The organism is Methylotenera sp. (assembly GCF_030684185.1).
Classification (GTDB): Bacteria; Pseudomonadota; Gammaproteobacteria; order Burkholderiales; family Methylophilaceae; genus Methylotenera.
The window spans coordinates 100,780-122,109 of the sequence record NZ_JAUXOY010000015.1 but is presented as its reverse complement, the minus strand read 5'-3'; the positions used below and the strand labels follow the sequence as shown (position 1 = coordinate 122,109).

The following is a 21,330-nucleotide window of genomic DNA, read 5'->3' as shown; positions in this document are numbered from 1 at the left end:
GTAAACAGTATCTTAATTCAGAACGCTGGACTCACATGTCTATTCTCAACGTAGCACGCATCGGTCGATTTTCATCTGACCGTGCCATTCAAGAATATGCTGATGAAATATGGAAGGTAGTACCAGTTTTTGCTAAGCCTTGATGAATCTGATAAATTGGTTCTGATCTAGTCGGCGGTAAGCCTCAACAAAATTTAGTACAATGCTCTAAATAATCGATTTACTACTTACGACAATATTATAGATAAACTAAACGGTGAACTATTTTAAACATAAAACTATTCTGGCAGCAATTATATATGCGCTGGCATTCAATGCTCATGCGGGTTTACAAAAAAATAACAGTGATTCGGTTAAACCAATCGCCACAAAAACCAATGTAAATCCAATGATGAAAGCATCAAAGATGCGTGATAGCGAGCAACACGCAATGAAGGCCAAGGCTAATCGGGTGACAAAAGCAAAGGCTAAATCAGACAAGCAAGCTCAAATAATATTATTGCTTAAAAATGGCCAGAGTTGCGGGTCATGGTTTGATGCGTCTGGGAGTACTGGCGACGCAGCTGCTTATGAGCAAATTAAAGCCAGTGGATATACGAAATTTAATGCACCAGAAGCTGTTAAGAAACAAATTGCTCTCGGAGTGGCTAATTGCGATAAGAAGTATCTGGTAGAAAAACCAAGTAACTTCGCTGGATCTAAAGCTGTATCTGGGGAAGCAAAGCCTATACAGACAGACGTCGACGTGGTTGATAACGACACGGACGGTGCTAAAGGTTTTTTCGCTAGGCTAATTGATAGTATTATAAATTCTGGTACTTCAAAGCCTGATTGCAGCCCAGGTGAGCGAGTAATGCATTCTAGTGATTGTTAGTGTTTGTTACGCAAATACTTACTATTAGACTGACGATGACCCGATAAATTTAAATTCGATTGTTTTTTCAACCGTTGTAGCTCTATTGTCAGTTAATTAGAAACTGACAATAGAGCGCTATCTCAGACTTTACAAGGTTCTTACCAAAAAATTAACACGTTAAACAGAGTTCTTTTTACGGCGCGACATAAAGCCTAATAAACCTAAACCAACAAGTAGCATGGCATAGTTTTCTGGCTCAGGTACTGGAGTGATAGAAGCATAGCCCACTAAGCTAACACTATCTTTCCCTGTTAAAGTAAACTTGCTAACAATCTGCATGTAATTCCATGTCTGACCTGTAGGTCCTGATGCATCAGCGGCAAATATCCCATAGGTTGATGTACCAGAAGCCGTTGCTTGTGAACCCACATTCACGCCCGCGTTGATGAAACTACCACCATTATCAGCAGAAAGTTCAAACTGTTGAATAGCTGTATTGGTACCTGAAGGGGATATCGTTACGCTACCGTCCTTAGTCGTCAATGCGCCGGCAATGTCTGCATGTACAACGTTGGCTGTTGCAACAGTCGGTAAAATTGCTTCTCCAACTGCAAATGTGAAAGTCTGGGTAAAAGTATTGTTGTTAACTGCTGAAATGGCATAAGACAAATCTGGATCACCATGGCCGCTAATGTTTTTTATGCTAAGCGCTGACATCCATGGATTGCTTGCATCGGTTAAAAATGGTGTTGTGCCGTTGATTGTCTGTGCACTATGCCAGTTCCAACTTCCGATACCAGTCGTGGCATCAGTCTTCCACTGCCAATAATCCGGATGAACTTCAGTATCAATGGCGCTAACGAAGGAGCCATTCTGGAATAAACCAGTATTACCACCTTGCAACATACTAAAGTTGTTGTGCTCGTCTACAACAAGCAGGCCAGTCAGATTTTCCTCCCAATTTACACCATCAGACTGCTGAATTGTCAGGATGGCAGTTGGATTTGCTGCGATGGCATTAATGGCTGAAATGGATAGTACGGCAGAAATAGCGACACTAAGGTATTTTTTTAAAATGATCATAATAAATTCCCAAAATAATTATTAAAAGTTGCACATACTAAACACCAAATGAGGTAGTAGAAGCTGATGAAAATATGATGTATGCCACTTTAGTCGATCAATGTGAAACTTATTCAATCTCATAGATTCTGATTTTTAGTCTGAATGGACTAGAAGTTGGGGTTTAATAAAGATATCTATAGGTCATTAGTAGGATGACTGCATCATCTAAGTGGTAATAACCCGCCAAGTAACGACTATCATTTTCCGTAAATCTCGAAAGAATAGGTATTCACCCTTAATGTAAGTGAGCACCTATTTTACGACCGATTTCTTCCTGTTACTCTAACCTCGTCTTCAGATAGACATCAATATTCGCGTGATTTGATACCTTCAGTTTTTACCCATCGTACGTGACTTTCTTGATCCCTCCAGCAATGAAGCTATTGCTCAACAGAATAATCCCATTAAATTTTAATTGTCATGTCAGTGTCACTAAAATTACATCATTCTCTACTAAATTGAGTACGCCAAACAAATTGTTCTGGCAATGTATCCAATTCGTTTTAACTATTTGAGTCGTTTTTCATAAATAACATAGGAAATTATCAAATGAAATATACCGTTCTTGCTGCTGCAGTTGCTGCAGTTTTCTCTGCCAGTGCGATGGCCGACAGCACTATTGTTAATGGCCCAATGGGCTTCAACCCAATCACAGCATCAGCTTACGCTCAGGAAACCACTGATCCTTCAATTCTTAACAGCGAACCATTAGTGATTCCAGCAGGCTTTACCCAATCTATCGTTTCAGATGAAAGCGATCTAAACATCTATGTCGCCAACGACTGGAATGACATGAATACCGTCAATGAGACTGGCAAGCAAGCTGGCCGCTATATGTACCGTACCCACGAAGTACGCCCAAGCAGCGCCACAGTTGCAGGTAATTCAGCTCGTATTGACGGTGGTAGCGGCGGTGCTGTTTCAGTAGTAGACCTTCATACAGGTCAAGCCAAAGAGGTTGTCGGGCGCGCCGACTGGGAAGCATTGGACGGTATTGTTTGGACACCATGGCAATCAGTATTGTTTGCAGAAGAAGTTGGAACATCAGTACGTCCAGACCCAGAAGCTCCGCAAGCTACTAGCGGTCTATTGTATGAGCTTAAGTTGAAGAAAGATGATTTAACTGCAATGGAAAGTGTGACGGTGCTTCCACTATTGGGCGCATTGGCTCATGAGGGTATTGAAACTGATGCAGAAGGTAATGTCTATGTTATTGATGAAGACCGCAAGGGTTCAATCTACAAATTCGAACCAGAAAATTATGGTGACCTGACCAGCGGCCAACTATATGCTCTTAAAGTAACTAACGGAAAAACTGGCGCAGCTGAATGGGTAGCGTTGGATATGGTGCAAGCCCAGATCAGCGCTCGTGTAGCCGCTGCAGCGGTTGGAGCAACAGAGTATTGTCGCCCAGAAGACATTGATCGCATTAGCCAAAACCTATATGTGGCTTTAACTTGTGAGGATGTCAATAACGCATCTAATACCAGCGGCAATGGTGCTATATTGGCTGTTAAATTAGGTGACAAACCAACAGTCAGCTACGTCGTGGCTCCAGGCAAAAACGTGCCAGTAGAAAATCAGTCTACTGGGGTTACTGGATTCAAGAGTCCTGACAATCTAGCAACAGGCCCGGACGGCAAGTTGTGGATTGTAGAAGATAACGCATTCAGTGATATCTGGGTATACGATCCGCAATCAGAAGACGTTAATGGTGATGGCTATAAAGATGGCGTACATTTGTTTGCATCTCTTAAAGATAAAGTAGCTGAAAGCAGCGGCATTTATTTCGGTAAGGATCCTAAAACTCTGTTTGTGAATATCCAGCACTCAGGTACTGGCAATGACAAAACAATGGCCATCACAAAACGTGCAACGAAGTAATCAGTCCGTAAATTAAAAACTAAGATTTAGTTTAAATCTTTTCGAATCCCTTTTACCAACATGCGTAAGAGGGATCCGATTTTATTTCGTAAGCCTCTATTATGAAATAAAGGTAAGGACTCACCCAACAACCCATAGCTTTTCGTTTGGACTGATTGAGCCATGTACCTTCCCTGCCCATGTTAATGGTTCCAGGAACTGCGAACTAAACACTCCCAAAAAATCGACCATTAACACTTCAATTATTTTTAATTAATCAAGAAAATCAGGGTATTTATATGTTACGAATGTGTAACGATTTTTATGATTTTTAACTACAAGAAGTTTGGTTATTGATATCAAAGTGAGATTATTTTACATGTATTCTACTATCACTTTAGACGTGTTCTGATATCAATACTTAGTTAATCTGCCATTACTACATGGTTGTTTTAATATCACTATTAGCATAGCCTAGCTTATGATGAGTCTAATTTCACATTCCATGGCAGCAGCTCAGCCACCCGGTTCACCGGATGCTCTGCAATCACCGACAGCACATGACGCAGATAAGCTTCCGGGTTAATGTTGTTGATTTTAGCCGAGCCGATCAGTTCACAGCACTGGGCACGGGAACTTATCAAGCTTGGCCACCAAGTTAAATTGATGACAGGCAAACTGGTTAAATCTTTTGTGATGGGCAATAAAGGTGACGTAGCCGACGCCAAGACAATCTGGACAGCAGTACAGTAACCAGGTATTAAAGCCATTGCCATCAAATCGGAGCAGCAGCAAGCGGTATTGGCATTGCACCGTATGCGGCAAGGTTTAGTCAAGATGCGCACAATGCTGCAGCCTTATCCTGTTACTTGAGCACAAAAAACCTTGGCAAATGGGATGCGCCCATATAGTATTTCGTGGTTGATATCAACTACGAAACAATGTTTTTCCGATATGTTCGTTATTCAAAAACAGCTTGTAACCGAGCAAGCGCGTCATCAATTATTACTTGTGGTGCACGCTCAATTTTCTTTGCTCCGCGAGTGGCTAAATCAACCGAACGGATCATGTTAACCAGTACAACGCCCTGAGTATCCATGCCCGTACCGGTAAGTGATACTGCGAATCCGGCGTAGCGCGAGAAATCACCGCCCTGGGTTATCGGGGCGATAATTACCGTCCCAAGGTTATTCATTTCAGCAGTTGATAACACCAGTGCCGGACGGAAATCACCTTGTGTTTCGCGGCCTACCGTCGGATTTAAACAGACTCGCACTACATCACCGCGCTCAAACCTTGCCATTAAAGAATCTCTGCTCCGACTGGTGACATGCTTTCCCATGACGCCATATCAGCAGGAGGCTGGGCATTCTTATTGCATTGAGCCAAAAGATCGGCCAGCTTATATTTAGGTTTTGCTACATGGAATGCTTGCGGGTCTACCTCAACAGCATCACCAATGGTTGCACCGATTTGCGTCAGCATCGTAGCTGGCAGCCTAATCGCTGCACTATTTCCCCACTTCTGTATATTTAGTTTCATATTCATACACCTTTTAATGTGTCTTCATTGTATATACATATCATTGCTAAGTCAAGCATTTGTTTATACATTGTAGATACGCCATTTGCAACTTTAAACATTTTTGAAAATGTGATGAGATTCGTATTACTTGGTTGTCGTCAACTACGAAATTCGGATACCTGTTTTAATAAGCTTTTGAATCTTTAAAAATCAATAACACCGTTTTTAGGATAATCTTTATGTCCATACCAAGTGACCATTTTTTCAAATAGTCTATGTCATAATCGATACGAGCTTTCATGTTATCAACTGTTTCCGTTTCACCCCTAAAGCCATTTACCTGTGCCCAGCCAGTAATGCCTGGTTTGACTTTATGTCTAATCATGTAGCCTTTAATAAGCTTACGATACATTTCATTATGGCTAATAGCATGAGGTCTCGGACCTACAATACTCATTGTACCTTGCAATACATTGATAAATTGGGGCAATTCATCCAACGATGTTTTACGTATGAATTTACCAAAACGCGTTACTCTTTTGTCGTCCATTTTTGCTTGTGTCACCGTCTCGCCATCCTCAGCCACAGTCATTGACCTGAATTTGTAGACAATTATCTCATGGCCGTCCAATCCATACCGTCGTTGCTTAAATAATATTGGGCCGGGGGAAGTGAGTTTAACACCTAGTCCTAATAGGATTAACAATGGTGAAATCAGACACAGAATTAAGCTTGATATGATGACATCGCTCAAGCCTTTAACAAAGCCATCAAAGCCAGAAAAGGGGGTTTCACAAACTGCAACAATAGGCATTCCACCAATATCATCAATTCTGGCTTGAATTAAATCAGCCATAAAGAAGTGAGGTACGAAATATATGGATGCAGTTGTGTCTTTTAAATCATCTAATAACAGCATTATTTCTGAGTGAAGTGAAGGTGGTAATGCAATATAGATAATATCAATTGTATTTTTCTTTACATAATTTGATACTTGTTGAACACTGCCTAATAATTGAGCATGTGAAATTGTTCCCTCAGATAAAACATCAAAGAAACCTTTCAGCTCAATACCCAGTTCTGTATTAGAGTTAATTCTGTCTTGCAGTTGGTTGCCTAAATTGTTGACTCCGATAATGACCGCTGTTTTTTTAACTCTTGAAATATAGTGTTTGCTAGACAAATATTTGCTTGCCATCAAGTGAGAAGTTATTAGAATTATTGGGGTGAGTGACACCCAGAATAATATTACTTGGTGTGAGAAACGATTCAGGTAATCAGTAGCATATCCAAAAAAAAAGAGAACCCCGACGATTAGAAACCATTGACCAAAAGTATCTAAAAACTCATTTTTAAAGTTTTTAGAATTCAGCCATCTGCCAGGAAAACTAAGCGCAAATAACAAAATTGACAATACAATATATTGTGACGTCAGTTTATTTTCAAAGTAGATTGTTAAAAAATAAAGTGTGATAATCATCAATACTGGATCTATCAGCATTTTGATTAAGAGGGAATGGTTTAGTGATTTGTTAAAACTGAGGTGCTGCTGATATTTCATGATGCAAGCATATTATATATTCCAATAAGACTTACAATTTAAAGTATAAATATGACACTAATATGTATGATTGGAGATATCAACCTTCATACCTAATATCTTGGGAATAATTGATATTAAAGGTTGTTGTACTAGTCTACTCAATCATTGCCGTACCTATTATCCTAGATTTACAAATATATTTGTTATATCGAATTTCGATACTCACTGTAGGTTTTTTCTGCTATAACGCGCCAATTGTATTGATTATTTACCCATGTTCTTAAAGTCTTCCTTCTTTCAACCGAAGTAGGTTGATCTATATTCATATTAATTAATGATGCAAGTTCATTTGTATTGCCTAGTTCAAAATAACATTTTGGATTTAGTTTAAGCTCTAAATTTGCAGGTATGTCGCTTGCGATTACAGGCAAGCCGTAACTTAATGCCTCTAATAATGAAATAGACAAACCCTCATGTGATGAAGGCAACACAAACATTGCAGCATGTGCATATAAGCTACGCAGGGTATCTCCCGTTTGAAAGCCGGTCAGCACAATGTTTGGGTTGGTTGACGCCGCATCCTTTACTGATTGCACATAGGCATCAGGATGATCTGATGAACCAACAAATACCAATTTATGTCCAGGTAAATTCGCCAAGTTAAATGCATTAACTAAATCGAGATGACGTTTTTCAGGTACAAAACGACTAACTAGTAAAATATATTTATTTTTTTTAATTTCAAACTGTTCAAGGTATTTTTCCGATATATCTGTATTTGGCATTACAACACCATTAAATATTAATGCAGAATGCATACCATGTTTTCGAATTACTAATTCACGTATTACGTTTGAAATCACGATCCTACCATTAGAAAAACGCATTCCCATCCATTCACCAAGCAATAGTATATTGCGTGCAAAATTACCCCATTTTTGTCTGTCATAATCTGGGCCATGGTGTGTTACCACTACTTTTAAGCCAAGAAGTCTAGCTAAAGGTGTCATCAATGCAGGTCCAATTGCGTGAATGTGTAAAATGTCAGGGCGTTTAATTGCAGCGTATAACACGCCTAGAAAAGTATGAATAATGGCTTCTAATCCTTTGGATTTTGGTGCCCATATACGCGTAAACTTAACGCCACACCATTCTTTACCTATCCCAACTTTTTGGTATGGTGACCGTACTACAACTTCTAAATCGCAGCCTAAATTGACCAATAAAGGTGCCAGATGTTCTGTATGTGCTTCTACGCCTCCTTGAACATCTGGAAATCCTCTTAAACCTAACATCATGACACGTAACGGTTTAGCAAATATCTCATTATCTCTTGCCAATGCGGCTGAGTAATTTAAATCATGTTCTAACTGTGTATTAGAATTAAAAGCCTTAATATTAATAGGTTGGGAATTGGCGGATTTTGTAACAGCTTCTATATATGAAGACTCGTAAGCTAAATTTAATTTAGAATGCCGAAAATCAAACAAATCATAAATATTTTGACAAGAATTGGATAATAAAGAGTTTATCAATTCGAATAAACTTTTTAGCCAGAATGGTAAAGTTACTTTACGTAGTAATTTCTTCAGAAAACTCACTTCATCAACCCCTTATTGCCAAACAATAATGTCCAGTAATATTGACTGAGGCAGATTTCATTACGATGAATGAAATCAAAGTTCATCTAGTCCAATCGGACTAGATGAAAATAGGAGTAGTACTAATGTGTGAAGTTAAATGCTAGTCGGTGGGTAAATTGTAAAGTTGTAGTTAGGTCAAAAAATTATCTTTAATGTTTGATTTAAAGAGACTGTACTAACCTAAAATTGGACCACTTTTTTCTGGGGGCAGGTCAAAACCACTGCAATCTATAATGGTAGCTCTTGGTTCCCATCAGTCTTTCCAATTATCATCCTTATGGTTTGCTTGCGTACCTTTGCGAAGACTCACTACAAATCCGAATCTTATCAAGCCGAGACCTATCAGCATCATGCGGTAGGGATTCAGGTTCTTGCCTGGCAACACTATGAGCTGCGAATTTGGGGCGATTTAGTGATCTTAATTACGACCGTTCTTTTTCATTCCATACCACAGAATGGAATACTCTATATCTAATTTAATGAAAAAAATAACCATCTAAATAATTACAATATCAATTTTTAAACTCACCCATTAGGGCTAGTCTAGTCCCATAAGACTATCTTTTAGCCACCAAATTAACTTCAATTGTCATATTCAAAGTTTAATCTTCATTTCAGATTTTTAAGTGATATTAATTTTTGAAGTTTAATTTAAGGAGAATGTAATGAGAGTATTTAATTTAGTTGTAAGTTTAATTTTGATGGCACTTTCCACAACTGCCATGTCTGCAGTACCGAGACCATATGCGTTAACACCATCAACAGATAGTTTGTATGTTGCTACTGCTGGGGAGGTTATTTTAACGTTTTTGTCTAAAACAGCATCATATTCAAGCGATCTTTATTTGCAAGGTACAGAAGACAGCATTTTAAATAATCAGAAAGTTACGCCAGGTACCCAGTTTTCACTTGGTAGCTTTCAGGCGGGTGCAGAGTTGGCATTTACAATTTTTGTGAAAACCACAGGATTTGCCTATTACACAGGTGATGAAAATAAAAATCCAGATAAGTTTATTCACTCTGCTTTCGATATTACCTCTGGACAATCTGTCAACGTAGGATTTGAAGATATTTTCAATGGTGGTGATAGGGATTATGATGATTTAGTGTTTTCACTCAATAATGTTGTAGTCGGTAAGCTTCCAGTAACGCCAGTTCCAGAACCTCAAACTTATGCATTGTTACTAGCCGGATTATTGATGCTTGGTGCTGTAAAACGTCGTAAAAGCTAAGTGGATTATTTCTGTAAAAAACGGCCTAATGGGCCGTTTTTTTTGAAGGCTTGAGCCTGTTTAGTTCTTCACGTCATGAATACTTAACAATTCATGTCTATAGTCTGAATTCCTGCATGGTAGAAAAAAATAATCATTCTGAGAGTATTAAAACTTAAGTTATGAAAGCAATGATATTAGCCGCTGGTAAAGGCACCCGTGTTCGCCCACTTACTTATGAGTTACCTAAACCGATGATTCCGCTTTTAGGTAAGCCGGTAATGGCTTACCTGATTGAACACTTGGTAAAGCACAATATAAGTGAAGTGATGATCAATGTAAGCTATCTGCACGAAAAGATTCAACAATACTTTGGTGATGGGCATCGATTCGGTATTGAAATTGGATACTCTTTTGAAGGTGATATCAGTAACGGTAAAATCATACCCAGTCCAGTGGGGTCGGCTGGAGGCATGCGCAAGATTCAGGATTTTGGAGGATTTTTTAACGAAACCACCATAGTGATATGTGGCGATGCAATTATAGATTTAGATATTACAGCAGCAGTCGCAGAGCATCGAAAGAGTGGTGCATTAGTAAGTCTGGTTGCTAAAGAAGTGCCGATGGATAAGGTGTCAGATTACGGCATTGTGCTAACAGATGATGATGGGAAGATAATTTCTTTTCAAGAAAAACCAAGTCAAACTGAAGCACGATCTAACCTGGCAAGTACAGGTATTTATATTTTTGAACCGGAAGCGATAGATTTGATTCCATCGGATAGTGCATTTGATATTGGTTCGGATTTATTTCCACTGCTAGTAGAAAAGAAGCTGCCATTTTATGCAATCAATCAACAGTTTAATTGGATAGATATTGGCTTAGTGTCTGATTATTGGAAGGTCATGCAGCAACTACTGCGCGGCGAAGTGCCATCAATGAAAATGCCTGGGAAGCAGGTAAAACCAGGAGTTTGGGTGGGTTTGAATGTTCATATTGATTGGCAGAATACAATAATACAAGGCCCAGTCTATATCGGTTCTGGATCACGCATCGATAAGGGAACTGAAATTTTGGGTCCAACATGGATTAGCGATGGTTGTCATGTTCAGCGCGGAGGCCGAGTAATTCGAAGTGTGCTGTTTGAATATACGCGTGTTGGACAGGATTATTGTTTTGAAGAAATGGTTGTATGTGGCGAGTATTGTGTAGATAAACACGGCAGAATGATTCATGTAGATGATGATGCTTGTGATTTAATTTGGTCTGATGCGAGAGAGAAAGTGATTTATCCAACAAACTATGCTCAGGCAAGACTGTAATAATTCTTGTGAGTGACTAGTGTTATAGATAAAAGATTACATTTTCTAAATGGCGACCAACCAGATGGATTGTGACAAAAGTGTCACAAAAATGAAATCTTACTGAAAACAAGATTGACTAAAATTGCCATATGAAATTAACTTCGTGCGATTAAATATGTCAAATTCCAATACTTCCAAATATCATAATTTAAGTTCTCAAGGCTTTACGCTGCTTGAATTGTTGGTGGTCATGGTCATCATTGGCTTGCTTGCTGGCTATGTTGGTCCCAAGTATTTTGAACAAATTGGAAAGTCGGAAACTAAAACAGCACGAGCTCAAATAGATGCACTTGGTAAAGCCTTAGATCAATATCGCATTGATGTCGGGCAATATCCGACCACTGAACAAGGGTTGGTAGCACTTAATAAAAATGCCGCCAATGATACCAAGTGGGCAGGCCCATATCTAAAGAAAGCCGTTCCGAATGATCCCTGGAATAAACCTTATCTTTACAAGTCCCCTGGTGAACATGGTGACTTTGATCTTTACTCATTTGGTAAAGATGGCCAGCAGGGTGGAACTAAAGAATCTGAAGATGTAGTTGGTTGGTAGTTTAACTTTCACCGCTATGAATTATCAAGTTAAAGCAGTTCGTGGGAAAGAAATTATCCTGCTAAGCATTTCTGCAACACATGCAGATGATGCATTTGCCCAAGTGCAAGCCAGAGGCTACACGCCGATCACTGCTAAATCTAACAGTTCTGCTTTATCAAATGGACAAAATAAGAAATTTCCTTTAGCTCTGTTTAGTCAAGAATTGCTCGCATTACTAGAGGCAGGACTTAACCTTGTTGAAGCTATTGAAACGCTGGCTGAAAAAGAGCAGGGTAACCAGATAAAACATACGCTTGATGCTCTGCTACAAGCGCTTTACCAAGGTCAGACATTTTCGTCTGCACTTGAGCAGCAACCTGCTATTTTCCCCATATTGTATATAGCGACTGTTCGTGCGAGTGAAAAAACGGGAGACTTGCCTGAGGCTTTAAGTCGTTATGTAAGTTATGAACAGCAATTAGGATTGGTGAAAAAAAAGATAGTTTCTTCTTCAATCTACCCAATTTTATTAATGGTTGTCGGTGGATTAGTGATTTTATTCTTACTTGGTTTTGTGGTACCTAAATTTAGCCGAATTTACGAAGGAACAGGTGGAAATTTACCATTCTTATCACAAGTACTTTTGGCTTGGGGATTGTTTTTGGAAAGTCATGGTAAGGAGCTGCTCGTTGTTACTGGTCTGTTTATTGGCGGGTTGTTTTTTGGTTTATCTCAGGCATCAGTAAGAAAATGGATTACACAATTTATCTGGCGTATTCCTGCATTGGGTAAAAGATTGCGGATTTTTCAATTAGCGCGGTTCTATCGAACATTAGGCATGTTACTTAAAGGCGGAACGTCAATCATAGTCGCTTTAAATTCAGTTGCAGGCTTATTAGATGCAGTACTTCAGAACAAAATGAAACAAGCCTCCGCTGCAATACAAGAAGGACAAACCATATCAGTGGCAATGGAGCAAGCAGGGTTAACTACACCGATTGCTTTACGCATGCTTCGGGTAGGGGAGCGGGGCGGGCGGATTGGCGACATGATGGAGCGTATAGCGGCTTTTTATGATGATGAGTTGGCGCGCTGGATAGATTGGTTTACAAAGCTTTTTGAACCGATACTCATGTTGGTTATAGGATTAGTGATTGGCGTCGTCGTCCTACTGCTTTACATGCCAATTTTTGAATTAGCAGGGAATATTCAATGAATGCAGTATTACAAAAGCCAGAGATAGTATCGAATATTCAAGTGATAGCCGATACTTTAAAACCAAAACTAATAAGCGCTGAACAGGTTAAGCAGGCAAAAATGCAAGCTAGTGTCCAGCAACGGCGGATACTGGAAGTTTTGGAGGAACATACTGAGCATGACCAAGATGCATTTTTGCAGGCATTGAGTCTGACTTTGCATTTTGATGCGATTGGCATGAAAGAACTTCATACGTTAGCTGCAGCTTTTGAGGTAATTTCATTTTCCAATGCACAGCAGAAAGAGTGTTTAGCTTTTAAAGCAAACGAAAATGAGTTGAATCAAGCTTTGATATTGGTTTTTGCTGACCCATTTAATGAGGGCTTGCAAGAATGGATCATCGAAAATATTAGGCAGCCCTTTACTTGGCGTTTAGCGCATCGAAATGATATTGCGGCGTATTTAGCCCGGCATGAAGAAACAATGCGCGCCATGGATGGTTTACATAATGATAACCATACTTCTTCATCTGAGTCTGACGAATCAGTGGCCAATTTATCTTTAAAGTCCATTAATGAAGATACTAATCCAATTATAAAACTGATTAACTCGACACTTTACGATGCCTTAAAAGTGGGTGCTAGTGATATTCATCTTGAGTGTTCAAGCGCAGGGTTATCCATTAAATACCGTATAGACGGAGTAATGAATAGTGTGGGTGGTATGCAAGGTTTGGAAAATGCTGACCAGGCAATTTCACGTGTCAAGGTAATGGCTCAGTTGGATATCGCTGAGCGACGCACTCCGCAAGATGGTCGTTTTAAGGTAGTAGTGCAGGGTCGTGATGTAGATTTCCGTGTTTCTATTATGCCGAGTGTATTTGGTGAAGATGCAGTATTACGCGTGCTGGATAGAAAAGCATTGTCTGAAGAGGCGCAAGGGTTAAGTCTACAAGCCTTAGGGTTTGATGCAAAAACGATTAGCCAGTTTCGTCGCCTCGCCCTTGAGCCTTACGGCATGGTGCTGGTTACCGGTCCAACCGGTAGCGGAAAAACTACCTCACTTTATGCGGCAATTTCAGAAGTTAATACTGGTCACGACAAAATTATTACGATTGAAGATCCGGTGGAATATCAATTGCCAGGCGTATTGCAAATCCCGGTGAATGAAAAAAAAGGATTAACTTTTGCAAAAGGCTTGCGCTCTATTTTGCGTCACGACCCTGACAAAATAATGGTGGGTGAGATTAGAGACTCAGAAACGGCTCAAATTGCGGTGCAAGCCGCACTCACAGGACACTTAGTTTTTACTACGGTTCATGCTAATAACGTATTGGATGTGATTGGAAGATTTATGCACATGGGAGTCGACCCCTATAATTTTGTTTCGGCAATGAACGGCATCATGGCCCAGCGATTAATACGGGCAATTTGCCCACATTGTGCAGAAGATTATCTGCCAGATGAGCAGTTGCTTGCGGACTCAGGAATTTCCTTAGAAATGGCTGCTGGCATGAAATTTAAAAATGCTAAAGGCTGCGGACATTGTCGTGGAACAGGTTACCGCGGGCGTAAGGCGGTTGCAGAATTACTGATACTTAATGATGAGTTACGCGAAATGATTGTCGCCCGCGAGCCAATTCGAAAATTGAAAGAAGCCGCAAAAAATAGTGGAATGCGCACCATACGAGAAGCAGCATTAGAAGCTGTAGGCAATGGACTTACTACATTACAGGAGATCAATCGTGTCACTTTTGTCGGTTAATCAATTGTTGGTAGTGCTAGGCACCGAGAGTGTCGCATTGGTGAATCGGTCTCTTGGTTTACGTCGTCGTATTGTTGATCAAAAGCACGTGCTTTTTCCACAGCAACTTGATGAATTAAAAAGAGAAACACCGATTTGGCTTCAGACGACCAATCGACTTGATGCTTTACTGGCCTCAATGCAGGTTAAACCAAAAACTCAGTTAAATATAATATTGGCAAGTGATTTTGTAAGGTATCTAGCATTACCGCCACAACAGATATATATGAGCGGCACTGAAAAATTAGCCTATGCGCTAGCTGCTTATCGCGAAATACATGGTGCCGTAGTTGATGGCTGGGAAATGAAATTGCATGATGTACCTGCACATCAAACAACCATTGCAGCAGCGATAGATGGAAAATTGATTGAAGTGCTTAAGCAAATCGCACTTAAATATCAGCTTAAACTCATCAGTGTTAAGCCTTATTTAATGAGCGCATTTAATTGTTTGACTAGCCAAATTGGCAAAAAAAACGGTTATTTAGTGATAGTTGAGTTTAATCGATTATTGCTGATTAACCTCGATAAAGGCAGGTGCATTAATGTGCGTAGTTTTACATTAGGTAGTGATTGGCAAGTTGAGCTAAAAAATTTAATGATGCGCGAGTTATTGTTAAGCGAGAACAAAGATCAAGAGATATTGGTTTATGCTCCAGTACAAAAAAACATTCCGTTAAATGCAATTGAAGGTTGGCAGGTTAAGCGTATCGGAACATTGAAAAATGTACTGAGTAATTATCATTTCGCCATGCTTGAGGCCGCATTGTGAGTGCGAAACTGGAGTTGGATTTTATTCAACACTCCTCTTTTGCGCCATCAAGTTGGAGCTTGCTAGGATTAAGCCTTTTTTTGACTAGCCTAGTACTGGCAGTATTTACATGGCAGCATTATCAAACTAGACAACTTGCAGAGAATGAAATCTCTTCAAAGCTGAATCAGTTTAGTCGCCAAGTCAATCAAAAAAAATTACCGGTCAATATTGTAAATACAGAAATACCTCCAGAAAAAAAACTGCAAATTCAGACTACCGTTGCCGCGCTGACTATTCCTTGGAATGAACTGCTATTAGCGGTTGAGAAATCTGATACGCAAGATATCGCATTACTTAACTTAGAACCAAGTAGCAAAAAACAGCAGCTAATACTTTCCGGGGAGGCGAAGAATTTACAGTCCGTGCTGGATTATATCCAGAACCTGGAAGCACAGCCTATGCTGGATAAGGTTTATCTACAAAAGCATCATGTTGATGAAGTGAATGCTTTTAAACCAGTGAGATTTACTTTGTTGGCACAGTGGTTAATGTAAGAAAAATAATTAAAAATGAAAAAATTGGATTTATATTACTTTTATTGGTTATTGGGCAGATTTGCAAAGGCACTTAATATTTGGGGTCTGACTGGCATCGTCATTACTATAGGTTGCCTATTGTTTTATATTGCTAAAATTGAGAAATTAGGCCAGCAGATTACAGCTGCACAATATGAACTTGTTCATATCAAAGAAAATTCAACCGAATTAGTTCATAGCCAAGTGTTGCCTGCACAGACTTCCACACAGGAAATCAATGAATTTTATAAGAGGTTTCCAGCTGGGGCTAGTTTACCAAAATGGTTGAATTCAATAGAAGATGTCGCGATTAAGCAGCATCTGATTTTAAATCGTGGGGATTACAAACTTTCGCAAACTAAGCAGGGGCAATTATTGCGCTATGAAATAGTGTTACCTCTTGTTGGAAAATATACTCAAGTACGGCAGTTTGTTGCAGAGGTATTGCTAAATTTACCGGCGCTGGCATTAAGTGATTTACAAATTAAACGCGAAAACTCCTTATCTCCTACGGTTGAAGCGCGATTGGTTTTTGTGCTGTTTTTACAAGGTGATTCATGGTGAAAATGAATCAATCAGAGATTGACAATACAAAGTCATCTAATAAATGGCTTTATATTGTCTTGTTGATTACATTGGGCTCAGTTGCATGGACAGCTATGCATAGTGATGATGCCAATGAGGAAATCAATGTTGAACTTGAAGTCAATCAATCATCAGCTGAGAATAAGCAGTCTTTAGCAAGAAATTCTGGTTCAGGCAGGCTAAATCAACCATCAGCTGCAAAAAACGTGCAGGCTTCATTTAATCAAAGCAGCCTTATTCCATGGGAAAGACTAAAGCGTGAACCTGAGGAAAATAAGCCACATGATGTATTTAAGGTGCATTCATGGGTTGTTGTACCGCCTGTTAAAAAAGCACTTCCGCCTCCGCCACCACCGCCACCTGAGGCTCCCCCCGCACCTTTTATCTATATGGGTAAATTAGAAAACTCACCTAAAGGCACTCTGGTGTTTTTAATGGAAAGCAACAAGCTTTATTCGGTAGTGATGGGTGAAAAAATCAACCAGCAATGGAGGTTGGATAGTGAAGATGCCGGTACATTACGATTAACTTATATGCCACTTGATCTGAAGCAAGTCCTATCAAAAACCGCCAAGCAAGTTGTGTCAACTGCAGCAGAAATAAATCAGTAAAAGGACTTATTACATGAAATTAAACAAAAATAAATGTCAGCCTAAGCAAGTATATGGACTTGGTGTACTAATGGTGATGTTGGCTACGCAAATTTCAGGTTGTGCTTTCGCGCATTGGGATAAACCTATTGATAGAAGTAATGCGCCAGAGGCGCTGGTGGCCGAAGCAAAACAAAACTTAGCTAAAGATCCAGAGGCAACAATTAAACGTAAAAATTTACTGGTAACCAGTGAGTTGGCAGTGACTAAATTATTTGCAGAAGCAGAGCAGGCTCGCTCAAAAGGATTGTATGAAGAGGCTAATAGCATTTACGATCGGGTGTTAGTATTCTTGCCAGACAATCCTACTGCTATTAATGGAAAAACTAAAGTTGGTCGTGAATTGGCGCAATCAAAAAAATTGACTAAGGCCACAGAGTTAATTGAGAGTAATAAAATAGAAGAAGCCAAAGATGCCGTACATGATGTGCTTTTAGAAAATCCGCAGCATTCAGAGGCGCTCAAACTTCAGAAGCAAATCAATAATATATTACCCCCTTCGAATGCAAAGCCCCCGCAGCTTAAGGTTCAATTTGATAAGCCTGTGACTTTAGAGTTGCGAGATGTGAATATTAAAGTGGCCTTTGAAGCATTATCAAGAGCAACGGGGATTAATTTCATTTTAGATAAAGACATTAAGCCCGACACTAAAGCCACAATTTTTGTTAAAAAAGCGCGTATTGAAGATGCTATTGAGCTGGTGCTCTCAAGTAATGGCTTACAGAAAAAAGTGTTATCAGAAAACACTGTACTTGTGTTTCCCGGTACTCAACAGAAACTAAAAGACTATCAGGATTTGATGATACGCAGTTTTTACCTGAGCAATACTACAGCCAAGCAAGTGGCTGCGCTTATTAAGTCCATGCTTAAAACCAAAGACGTGTTTGTTGATGAACGTTTAAATATGATAGTAATGCGCGATACACCTGAGGTCATCCGTATTGCTGAAAAACTGGTGGCAGCCAATGATTTGGCTGACCCAGAGGTGATGCTTGAAATAGAGGTGCTTGAAGTTAGTCGCAGTCGATTACAGGAATTGGGTGTTGAATATCCTAACAGGATTGCAGTTAATAGTTTAATTCCAATTACCACAGTCACGTCAGCGACGGGTGTAGTAGCAAGTTCAACGGTCAATACTTCGACGCAATTAACATTAGAAGGATTACTCAATCTTAATAAAGGTCGATTTGATGTATCTCCAAACCCTGCGGTAAATTTTAGAAAAACGACAGGGGATGTCAACTTACTCTCTAATCCACGAATTAGAGTGCGTAATAATGAAAAAGCAAAAATTTTAGTTGGCGATAAAGTGCCTGTCATCACAACTACTTCAACGGCGAATGTTGGGATTTCTGAAAATGTGCAGTATGTTGATGTTGGCTTAAAGCTTGACGTAGAACCCAGAATCACTGCGGACAATTATGTCAATATTAAAGTAGGGCTTGAAGTGAGCTCGCTAGGGGAAAGAACAATTACCAGAAATGGCGCAACTGTATATACCATTGGTACGCGTAATGCTAATACCATATTGCGCTTAAAAGATGGTGAAACACAGGTGCTTGCCGGATTGATATCTGATGATGAACGCAAGAATGCGAGTAAGTTGCCAGGGTTAGGCGACATTCCTTTAATCGGCAGATTATTTGCAAATCAACAAGATCAAAAGACTAAAACTGAAATAGTATTAGCGATTACGCCGCGTATATTGGCTAATATTGCAAGACCAACGGCAGAGATTTCTGAATATTGGTCCGGTACAGAAACCTTAATTTCAGACAAGCCGCAAGTGACTGTTCCAGTGAGCGAAGCGCCACTTAGTGCTCTAGATAAATTTAGGGAGAGAATTAGAGCGCCACTAAACCGAACCAGCCCAATAGAAACAACTGATGAGGCTTCAACTACAGAGCAAGTGGAGGCACCTCAACCAGAAAATACTGGCGTGGTTAATCCGGAAATAACACCACCTAGCATAGACCCAGCGAACCCTCCAGTTGCGCCATGATTAAAAGTTCAATATATAAATTTAATGGGTTTACCTTAATAGAGCTCGTGGTAACGGTAGCGATAGTTGCTATTTTAGCGACAGTCGCTATGCCTATGTTGCAACTGAGCGTTCAGCGAGTAAAAGAGAACGAGTTGCGTGCAAATTTGCGTGAAATTCGTGAAGCTATCGATGCTTACAAGAAAGTCGCCGATATTGAAAATGGACCAATTAAAAAAGTGGTTGGTCAGACAGGTTATCCGCCAAATTTAGAAGTCTTGGTGGAGGGTGTTGTAGATGAAAAGGATCCAAATAAGCACAAGATTAGATTTCTACGAAAAATCCCTTTAGATCCTATGCAAACCACCCAGTCTTCAAATAGATCTGAAAATGGATCAATCAATAATTGGGGCTTACGTAGTTACGCCAGTGAGGCTTCGGACCCAGCTGAGGGTGATGATGTTTATGATGTGTACTCGTTAAGCAAACAAGTAGGCATAAACGGCATTCCGTATTCACAATGGTAAGGTAACTATGAAGAATTGCTTGAGAACAGTAAAGCCTAATAGTGTAGGTTTTACTTTGGTTGAACTCCTTGTTGTCCTAGCAATTCTGGCACTATTGCTTACCCTTGCCGTACCAAGATACTTTACCAGCATAGAACGTGCAAAAGATGTCGCGCTGAAACAAAGCCTCAACACCCTGCGAGAAAGTATTGATAAATTTTATGCAGATAATGGTCAATATCCAAAAACATTAGAAGACTTAGTAGATCGAAAATACATTCGAAAAATGCCCGTAGATCCAATGACTGAAAAAACCACAACATGGATATTTACTCCGCCTGAGCCTCCATTAGAGGGGGATATTTACGATATACATAGTGGTTCAAAGGCTTTAGCAAAAGATGGCACACGCTATGAGGACTGGTAATAAGTTCGTCAATAGCAAAAATATAAGCTTGGGGTTCACCTATATTGGCTTATTGATGATGATAGCAATATCAGGTATTGCTCTAGCTGGAGTGGGTATTGTTTGGCATCAGGATGCACAGCGTGAACGCGAAAAAGAATTACTTTTTATTGGTGAGGAATATCGCAAGGCGATTGGTAGTTACTATGAGAGTAGCCCGAGTGATGCCAAACAATTTCCCAAGACTCTTGATGATTTAGTTCTAGATAGACGACTTCCTGGTATCAAACGGCATATACGTAAGCTTTACGTAGATCCCATGCTGCTAGAAGAATCTTGGGGAATAGAATTGCAACAAGGACAGATTGTTGGTATTTACAGCATGTCGAAGCAACATCCAATCAAAAAAATCGGATTTCCACTGCAGTATGAAGTATTCAGTACGGCTGAAAAATATAGTGATTGGAAATTCATTTATAGTCCGGGTACTTTAGCTTCAAGCCTGACAACTTCAGCAACAGTAACGCTTGGTGCAGGAATTTAGAACGTTCTCATTCAAAAACTTCAATTTAACATTCGTACTTAAGCTAATTGGACTAGGAATACTGCTGATAATATTTCATGACTTTTGGAACATAGTCCAGCGTTTCTCTATAGGGCGGCACTTTGCCGCCGCACCTCTTCACCGCAGCAGGACCTGCATTGTAGGCTGCCAAAGAAAGCTTCAAATCTCCATTAAATAAGTTGAGCAATTCTCTAAGATATAGGGCACCAGCAAGCACATTTTGTTTTGGGTCATCTTTATTCAACACCTTAAAGCGGCGCGAAGTTTCTGGCATCAACTGCATTAATCCATAGGCACCTTTTTTAGAGAGTGCGCGTGGATTATGCCGGGATTCAACTGTGATTAACGCATGAATCAATGCAGGCTCAATTGCAGTCTTATTCGCGGCGATTATCACCTCTTTGTTGAATGGTAAGTTGTGATTGTATGACGAGCCAAGTTTATCTTTCTCATGGGCTTTAAATTTTGCAACTGTATTTGGCGTAGCTGGTTCGTCAATTTTAAACGTGTAGTTTTGTTCAATTTTAGTATTCACTATGCTTATTTCATCAGCCTGCGACAAATCTACATAGACATCAGCCTTTACAATGCCAGATGACATTACAAGCATCACGACGAGTGCTTTTAATATAAGGATGATGACT

At 39.7% G+C, this 21,330-nt stretch carries 22 protein-coding genes and 2 pseudogenes; 17 read left to right on the top strand and 7 right to left on the bottom strand.

Features of this window, described 5'->3' with window-relative positions:
- Positions 1-143: glycogen/starch/alpha-glucan phosphorylase (locus Q8J82_RS13275; RefSeq protein ID WP_370868106.1), on the top strand; the 143-nt coding region annotated here is incomplete at its 5' end.
- A gap of 113 nt (positions 144-256) precedes the next feature.
- Complete coding sequence (locus Q8J82_RS06820; protein WP_305326399.1) at positions 257-874, top strand: hypothetical protein; 618 nt, start codon at positions 257-259, stop codon at positions 872-874.
- Between the two features lie 159 nt (positions 875-1,033).
- On the opposite strand, the gene Q8J82_RS06815 is transcribed toward Q8J82_RS06820, so the two are convergent.
- Positions 1,034-1,939, bottom strand: a complete 906-nt coding sequence (locus Q8J82_RS06815; protein ID WP_305326398.1) for an FxDxF family PEP-CTERM protein — start codon at positions 1,937-1,939, stop codon at positions 1,034-1,036.
- A 591-nt stretch (positions 1,940-2,530) separates the two neighbouring features.
- Here Q8J82_RS06815 and Q8J82_RS06810 point away from each other — a divergent pair.
- The gene (locus Q8J82_RS06810) at positions 2,531-3,865 is read left to right on the top strand and encodes an alkaline phosphatase PhoX (protein ID WP_305326397.1); all 1,335 of its coding nucleotides are present in this window, start codon (positions 2,531-2,533) and stop codon (positions 3,863-3,865) included.
- Between the two features lie 458 nt (positions 3,866-4,323).
- On the opposite strand, the pseudogene Q8J82_RS06805 reads toward Q8J82_RS06810, so the two are convergent.
- Positions 4,324-4,458: pseudogene (locus Q8J82_RS06805) on the bottom strand (transposase domain-containing protein); the annotation flags it as partial.
- Between the two features lies 1 nt (position 4,459).
- On the opposite strand from Q8J82_RS06805, the pseudogene Q8J82_RS06800 reads away from it, so the two are divergent.
- Positions 4,460-4,690: pseudogene (locus Q8J82_RS06800) on the top strand (IS110 family transposase); the annotation flags it as partial.
- 115 nt (positions 4,691-4,805) lie between these two features.
- Here the strand turns inward: Q8J82_RS06800 and Q8J82_RS06795 are convergent.
- The 4 genes from Q8J82_RS06795 to Q8J82_RS06780 all read right to left on the bottom strand — a co-directional run bounded on the left by Q8J82_RS06795 (position 4,806) and on the right by Q8J82_RS06780 (position 8,512).
- On the bottom strand, positions 4,806-5,147 hold the full coding sequence (locus Q8J82_RS06795; RefSeq protein WP_305326396.1) for a type II toxin-antitoxin system ChpB family toxin: 342 nt from the start codon (positions 5,145-5,147) through the stop codon (positions 4,806-4,808).
- On the bottom strand, positions 5,147-5,386 hold the full coding sequence (locus Q8J82_RS06790) for an AbrB/MazE/SpoVT family DNA-binding domain-containing protein (protein WP_305326395.1): 240 nt from the start codon (positions 5,384-5,386) through the stop codon (positions 5,147-5,149). The genes Q8J82_RS06795 and Q8J82_RS06790 overlap by 1 nt, the downstream gene beginning before the upstream one ends.
- 166 nt (positions 5,387-5,552) lie before the next feature.
- Entirely contained in the window at positions 5,553-6,929 is a 1,377-nt protein-coding gene (locus tag Q8J82_RS06785) for an undecaprenyl-phosphate glucose phosphotransferase (RefSeq protein ID WP_305326394.1), read from the bottom strand.
- Positions 6,930-7,114: 185 nt separating this feature from the next.
- Complete coding sequence (locus tag Q8J82_RS06780; RefSeq protein WP_305326393.1) at positions 7,115-8,512, bottom strand: glycosyltransferase family 4 protein; 1,398 nt, start codon at positions 8,510-8,512, stop codon at positions 7,115-7,117.
- 707 nt (positions 8,513-9,219) lie between these two features.
- Here Q8J82_RS06780 and Q8J82_RS06775 point away from each other — a divergent pair.
- From Q8J82_RS06775 to Q8J82_RS06715, 13 genes are all read left to right on the top strand, one after another.
- The gene (locus tag Q8J82_RS06775; RefSeq protein WP_305327998.1) at positions 9,220-9,786 is read left to right on the top strand and encodes a DUF4114 domain-containing protein; all 567 of its coding nucleotides are present in this window, start codon (positions 9,220-9,222) and stop codon (positions 9,784-9,786) included.
- 161 nt (positions 9,787-9,947) lie between these two features.
- The gene (locus tag Q8J82_RS06770) at positions 9,948-11,087 is read left to right on the top strand and encodes an NDP-sugar synthase (protein ID WP_305326391.1); all 1,140 of its coding nucleotides are present in this window, start codon (positions 9,948-9,950) and stop codon (positions 11,085-11,087) included.
- A 157-nt stretch (positions 11,088-11,244) separates the two neighbouring features.
- Positions 11,245-11,682: a type II secretion system major pseudopilin GspG gene (gene gspG / locus Q8J82_RS06765; protein ID WP_305326390.1), complete on the top strand. Its 438-nt coding sequence runs from the start codon at positions 11,245-11,247 to the stop codon at positions 11,680-11,682.
- Between the two features lie 16 nt (positions 11,683-11,698).
- Positions 11,699-12,880, top strand: a complete 1,182-nt coding sequence (locus Q8J82_RS06760) for a type II secretion system F family protein (RefSeq protein WP_305327997.1) — start codon at positions 11,699-11,701, stop codon at positions 12,878-12,880.
- A 101-nt stretch (positions 12,881-12,981) separates the two neighbouring features.
- A complete protein-coding gene (locus tag Q8J82_RS06755) occupies positions 12,982-14,625 on the top strand; it encodes a GspE/PulE family protein (RefSeq protein WP_305326403.1) in 1,644 nt (547 codons plus the stop codon).
- Positions 14,606-15,436 (top strand): hypothetical protein, encoded by an 831-nt coding sequence (locus tag Q8J82_RS06750; RefSeq protein ID WP_305326388.1) that lies wholly within the window; start codon positions 14,606-14,608, stop codon positions 15,434-15,436. The genes Q8J82_RS06755 and Q8J82_RS06750 overlap by 20 nt, the downstream gene beginning before the upstream one ends.
- Positions 15,433-15,972 (top strand): PilN domain-containing protein, encoded by a 540-nt coding sequence (locus Q8J82_RS06745; protein ID WP_305327996.1) that lies wholly within the window; start codon positions 15,433-15,435, stop codon positions 15,970-15,972. Before Q8J82_RS06750 ends, Q8J82_RS06745 begins: the two co-directional genes overlap by 4 nt.
- A gap of 15 nt (positions 15,973-15,987) precedes the next feature.
- Complete coding sequence (pilO, locus tag Q8J82_RS06740; RefSeq protein ID WP_305327995.1) at positions 15,988-16,557, top strand: type 4a pilus biogenesis protein PilO; 570 nt, start codon at positions 15,988-15,990, stop codon at positions 16,555-16,557.
- A 2-nt stretch (positions 16,558-16,559) separates the two neighbouring features.
- Positions 16,560-17,189: a hypothetical protein gene (locus Q8J82_RS06735; RefSeq protein WP_305327994.1), complete on the top strand. Its 630-nt coding sequence runs from the start codon at positions 16,560-16,562 to the stop codon at positions 17,187-17,189.
- A 13-nt stretch (positions 17,190-17,202) separates the two neighbouring features.
- Positions 17,203-19,230, top strand: coding sequence for a secretin N-terminal domain-containing protein (locus tag Q8J82_RS06730; protein WP_305327993.1), 2,028 nt, complete (start codon positions 17,203-17,205; stop codon positions 19,228-19,230).
- On the top strand, positions 19,227-19,736 hold the full coding sequence (locus Q8J82_RS06725; protein WP_305326383.1) for a type II secretion system protein: 510 nt from the start codon (positions 19,227-19,229) through the stop codon (positions 19,734-19,736). The genes Q8J82_RS06730 and Q8J82_RS06725 overlap by 4 nt, the downstream gene beginning before the upstream one ends.
- A 7-nt stretch (positions 19,737-19,743) precedes the next feature.
- Positions 19,744-20,142: a type II secretion system protein gene (locus tag Q8J82_RS06720; protein ID WP_305326382.1), complete on the top strand. Its 399-nt coding sequence runs from the start codon at positions 19,744-19,746 to the stop codon at positions 20,140-20,142.
- Positions 20,129-20,665: a type II secretion system protein gene (locus tag Q8J82_RS06715; RefSeq protein WP_305327992.1), complete on the top strand. Its 537-nt coding sequence runs from the start codon at positions 20,129-20,131 to the stop codon at positions 20,663-20,665. The genes Q8J82_RS06720 and Q8J82_RS06715 overlap by 14 nt, the downstream gene beginning before the upstream one ends.
- A 52-nt stretch (positions 20,666-20,717) precedes the next feature.
- On the opposite strand, the gene Q8J82_RS06710 is transcribed toward Q8J82_RS06715, so the two are convergent.
- Positions 20,718-21,296, bottom strand: coding sequence for a lytic transglycosylase domain-containing protein (locus tag Q8J82_RS06710; protein ID WP_305328000.1), 579 nt, complete (start codon positions 21,294-21,296; stop codon positions 20,718-20,720).
- Positions 21,297-21,330: the final 34 nt, after the last annotated feature.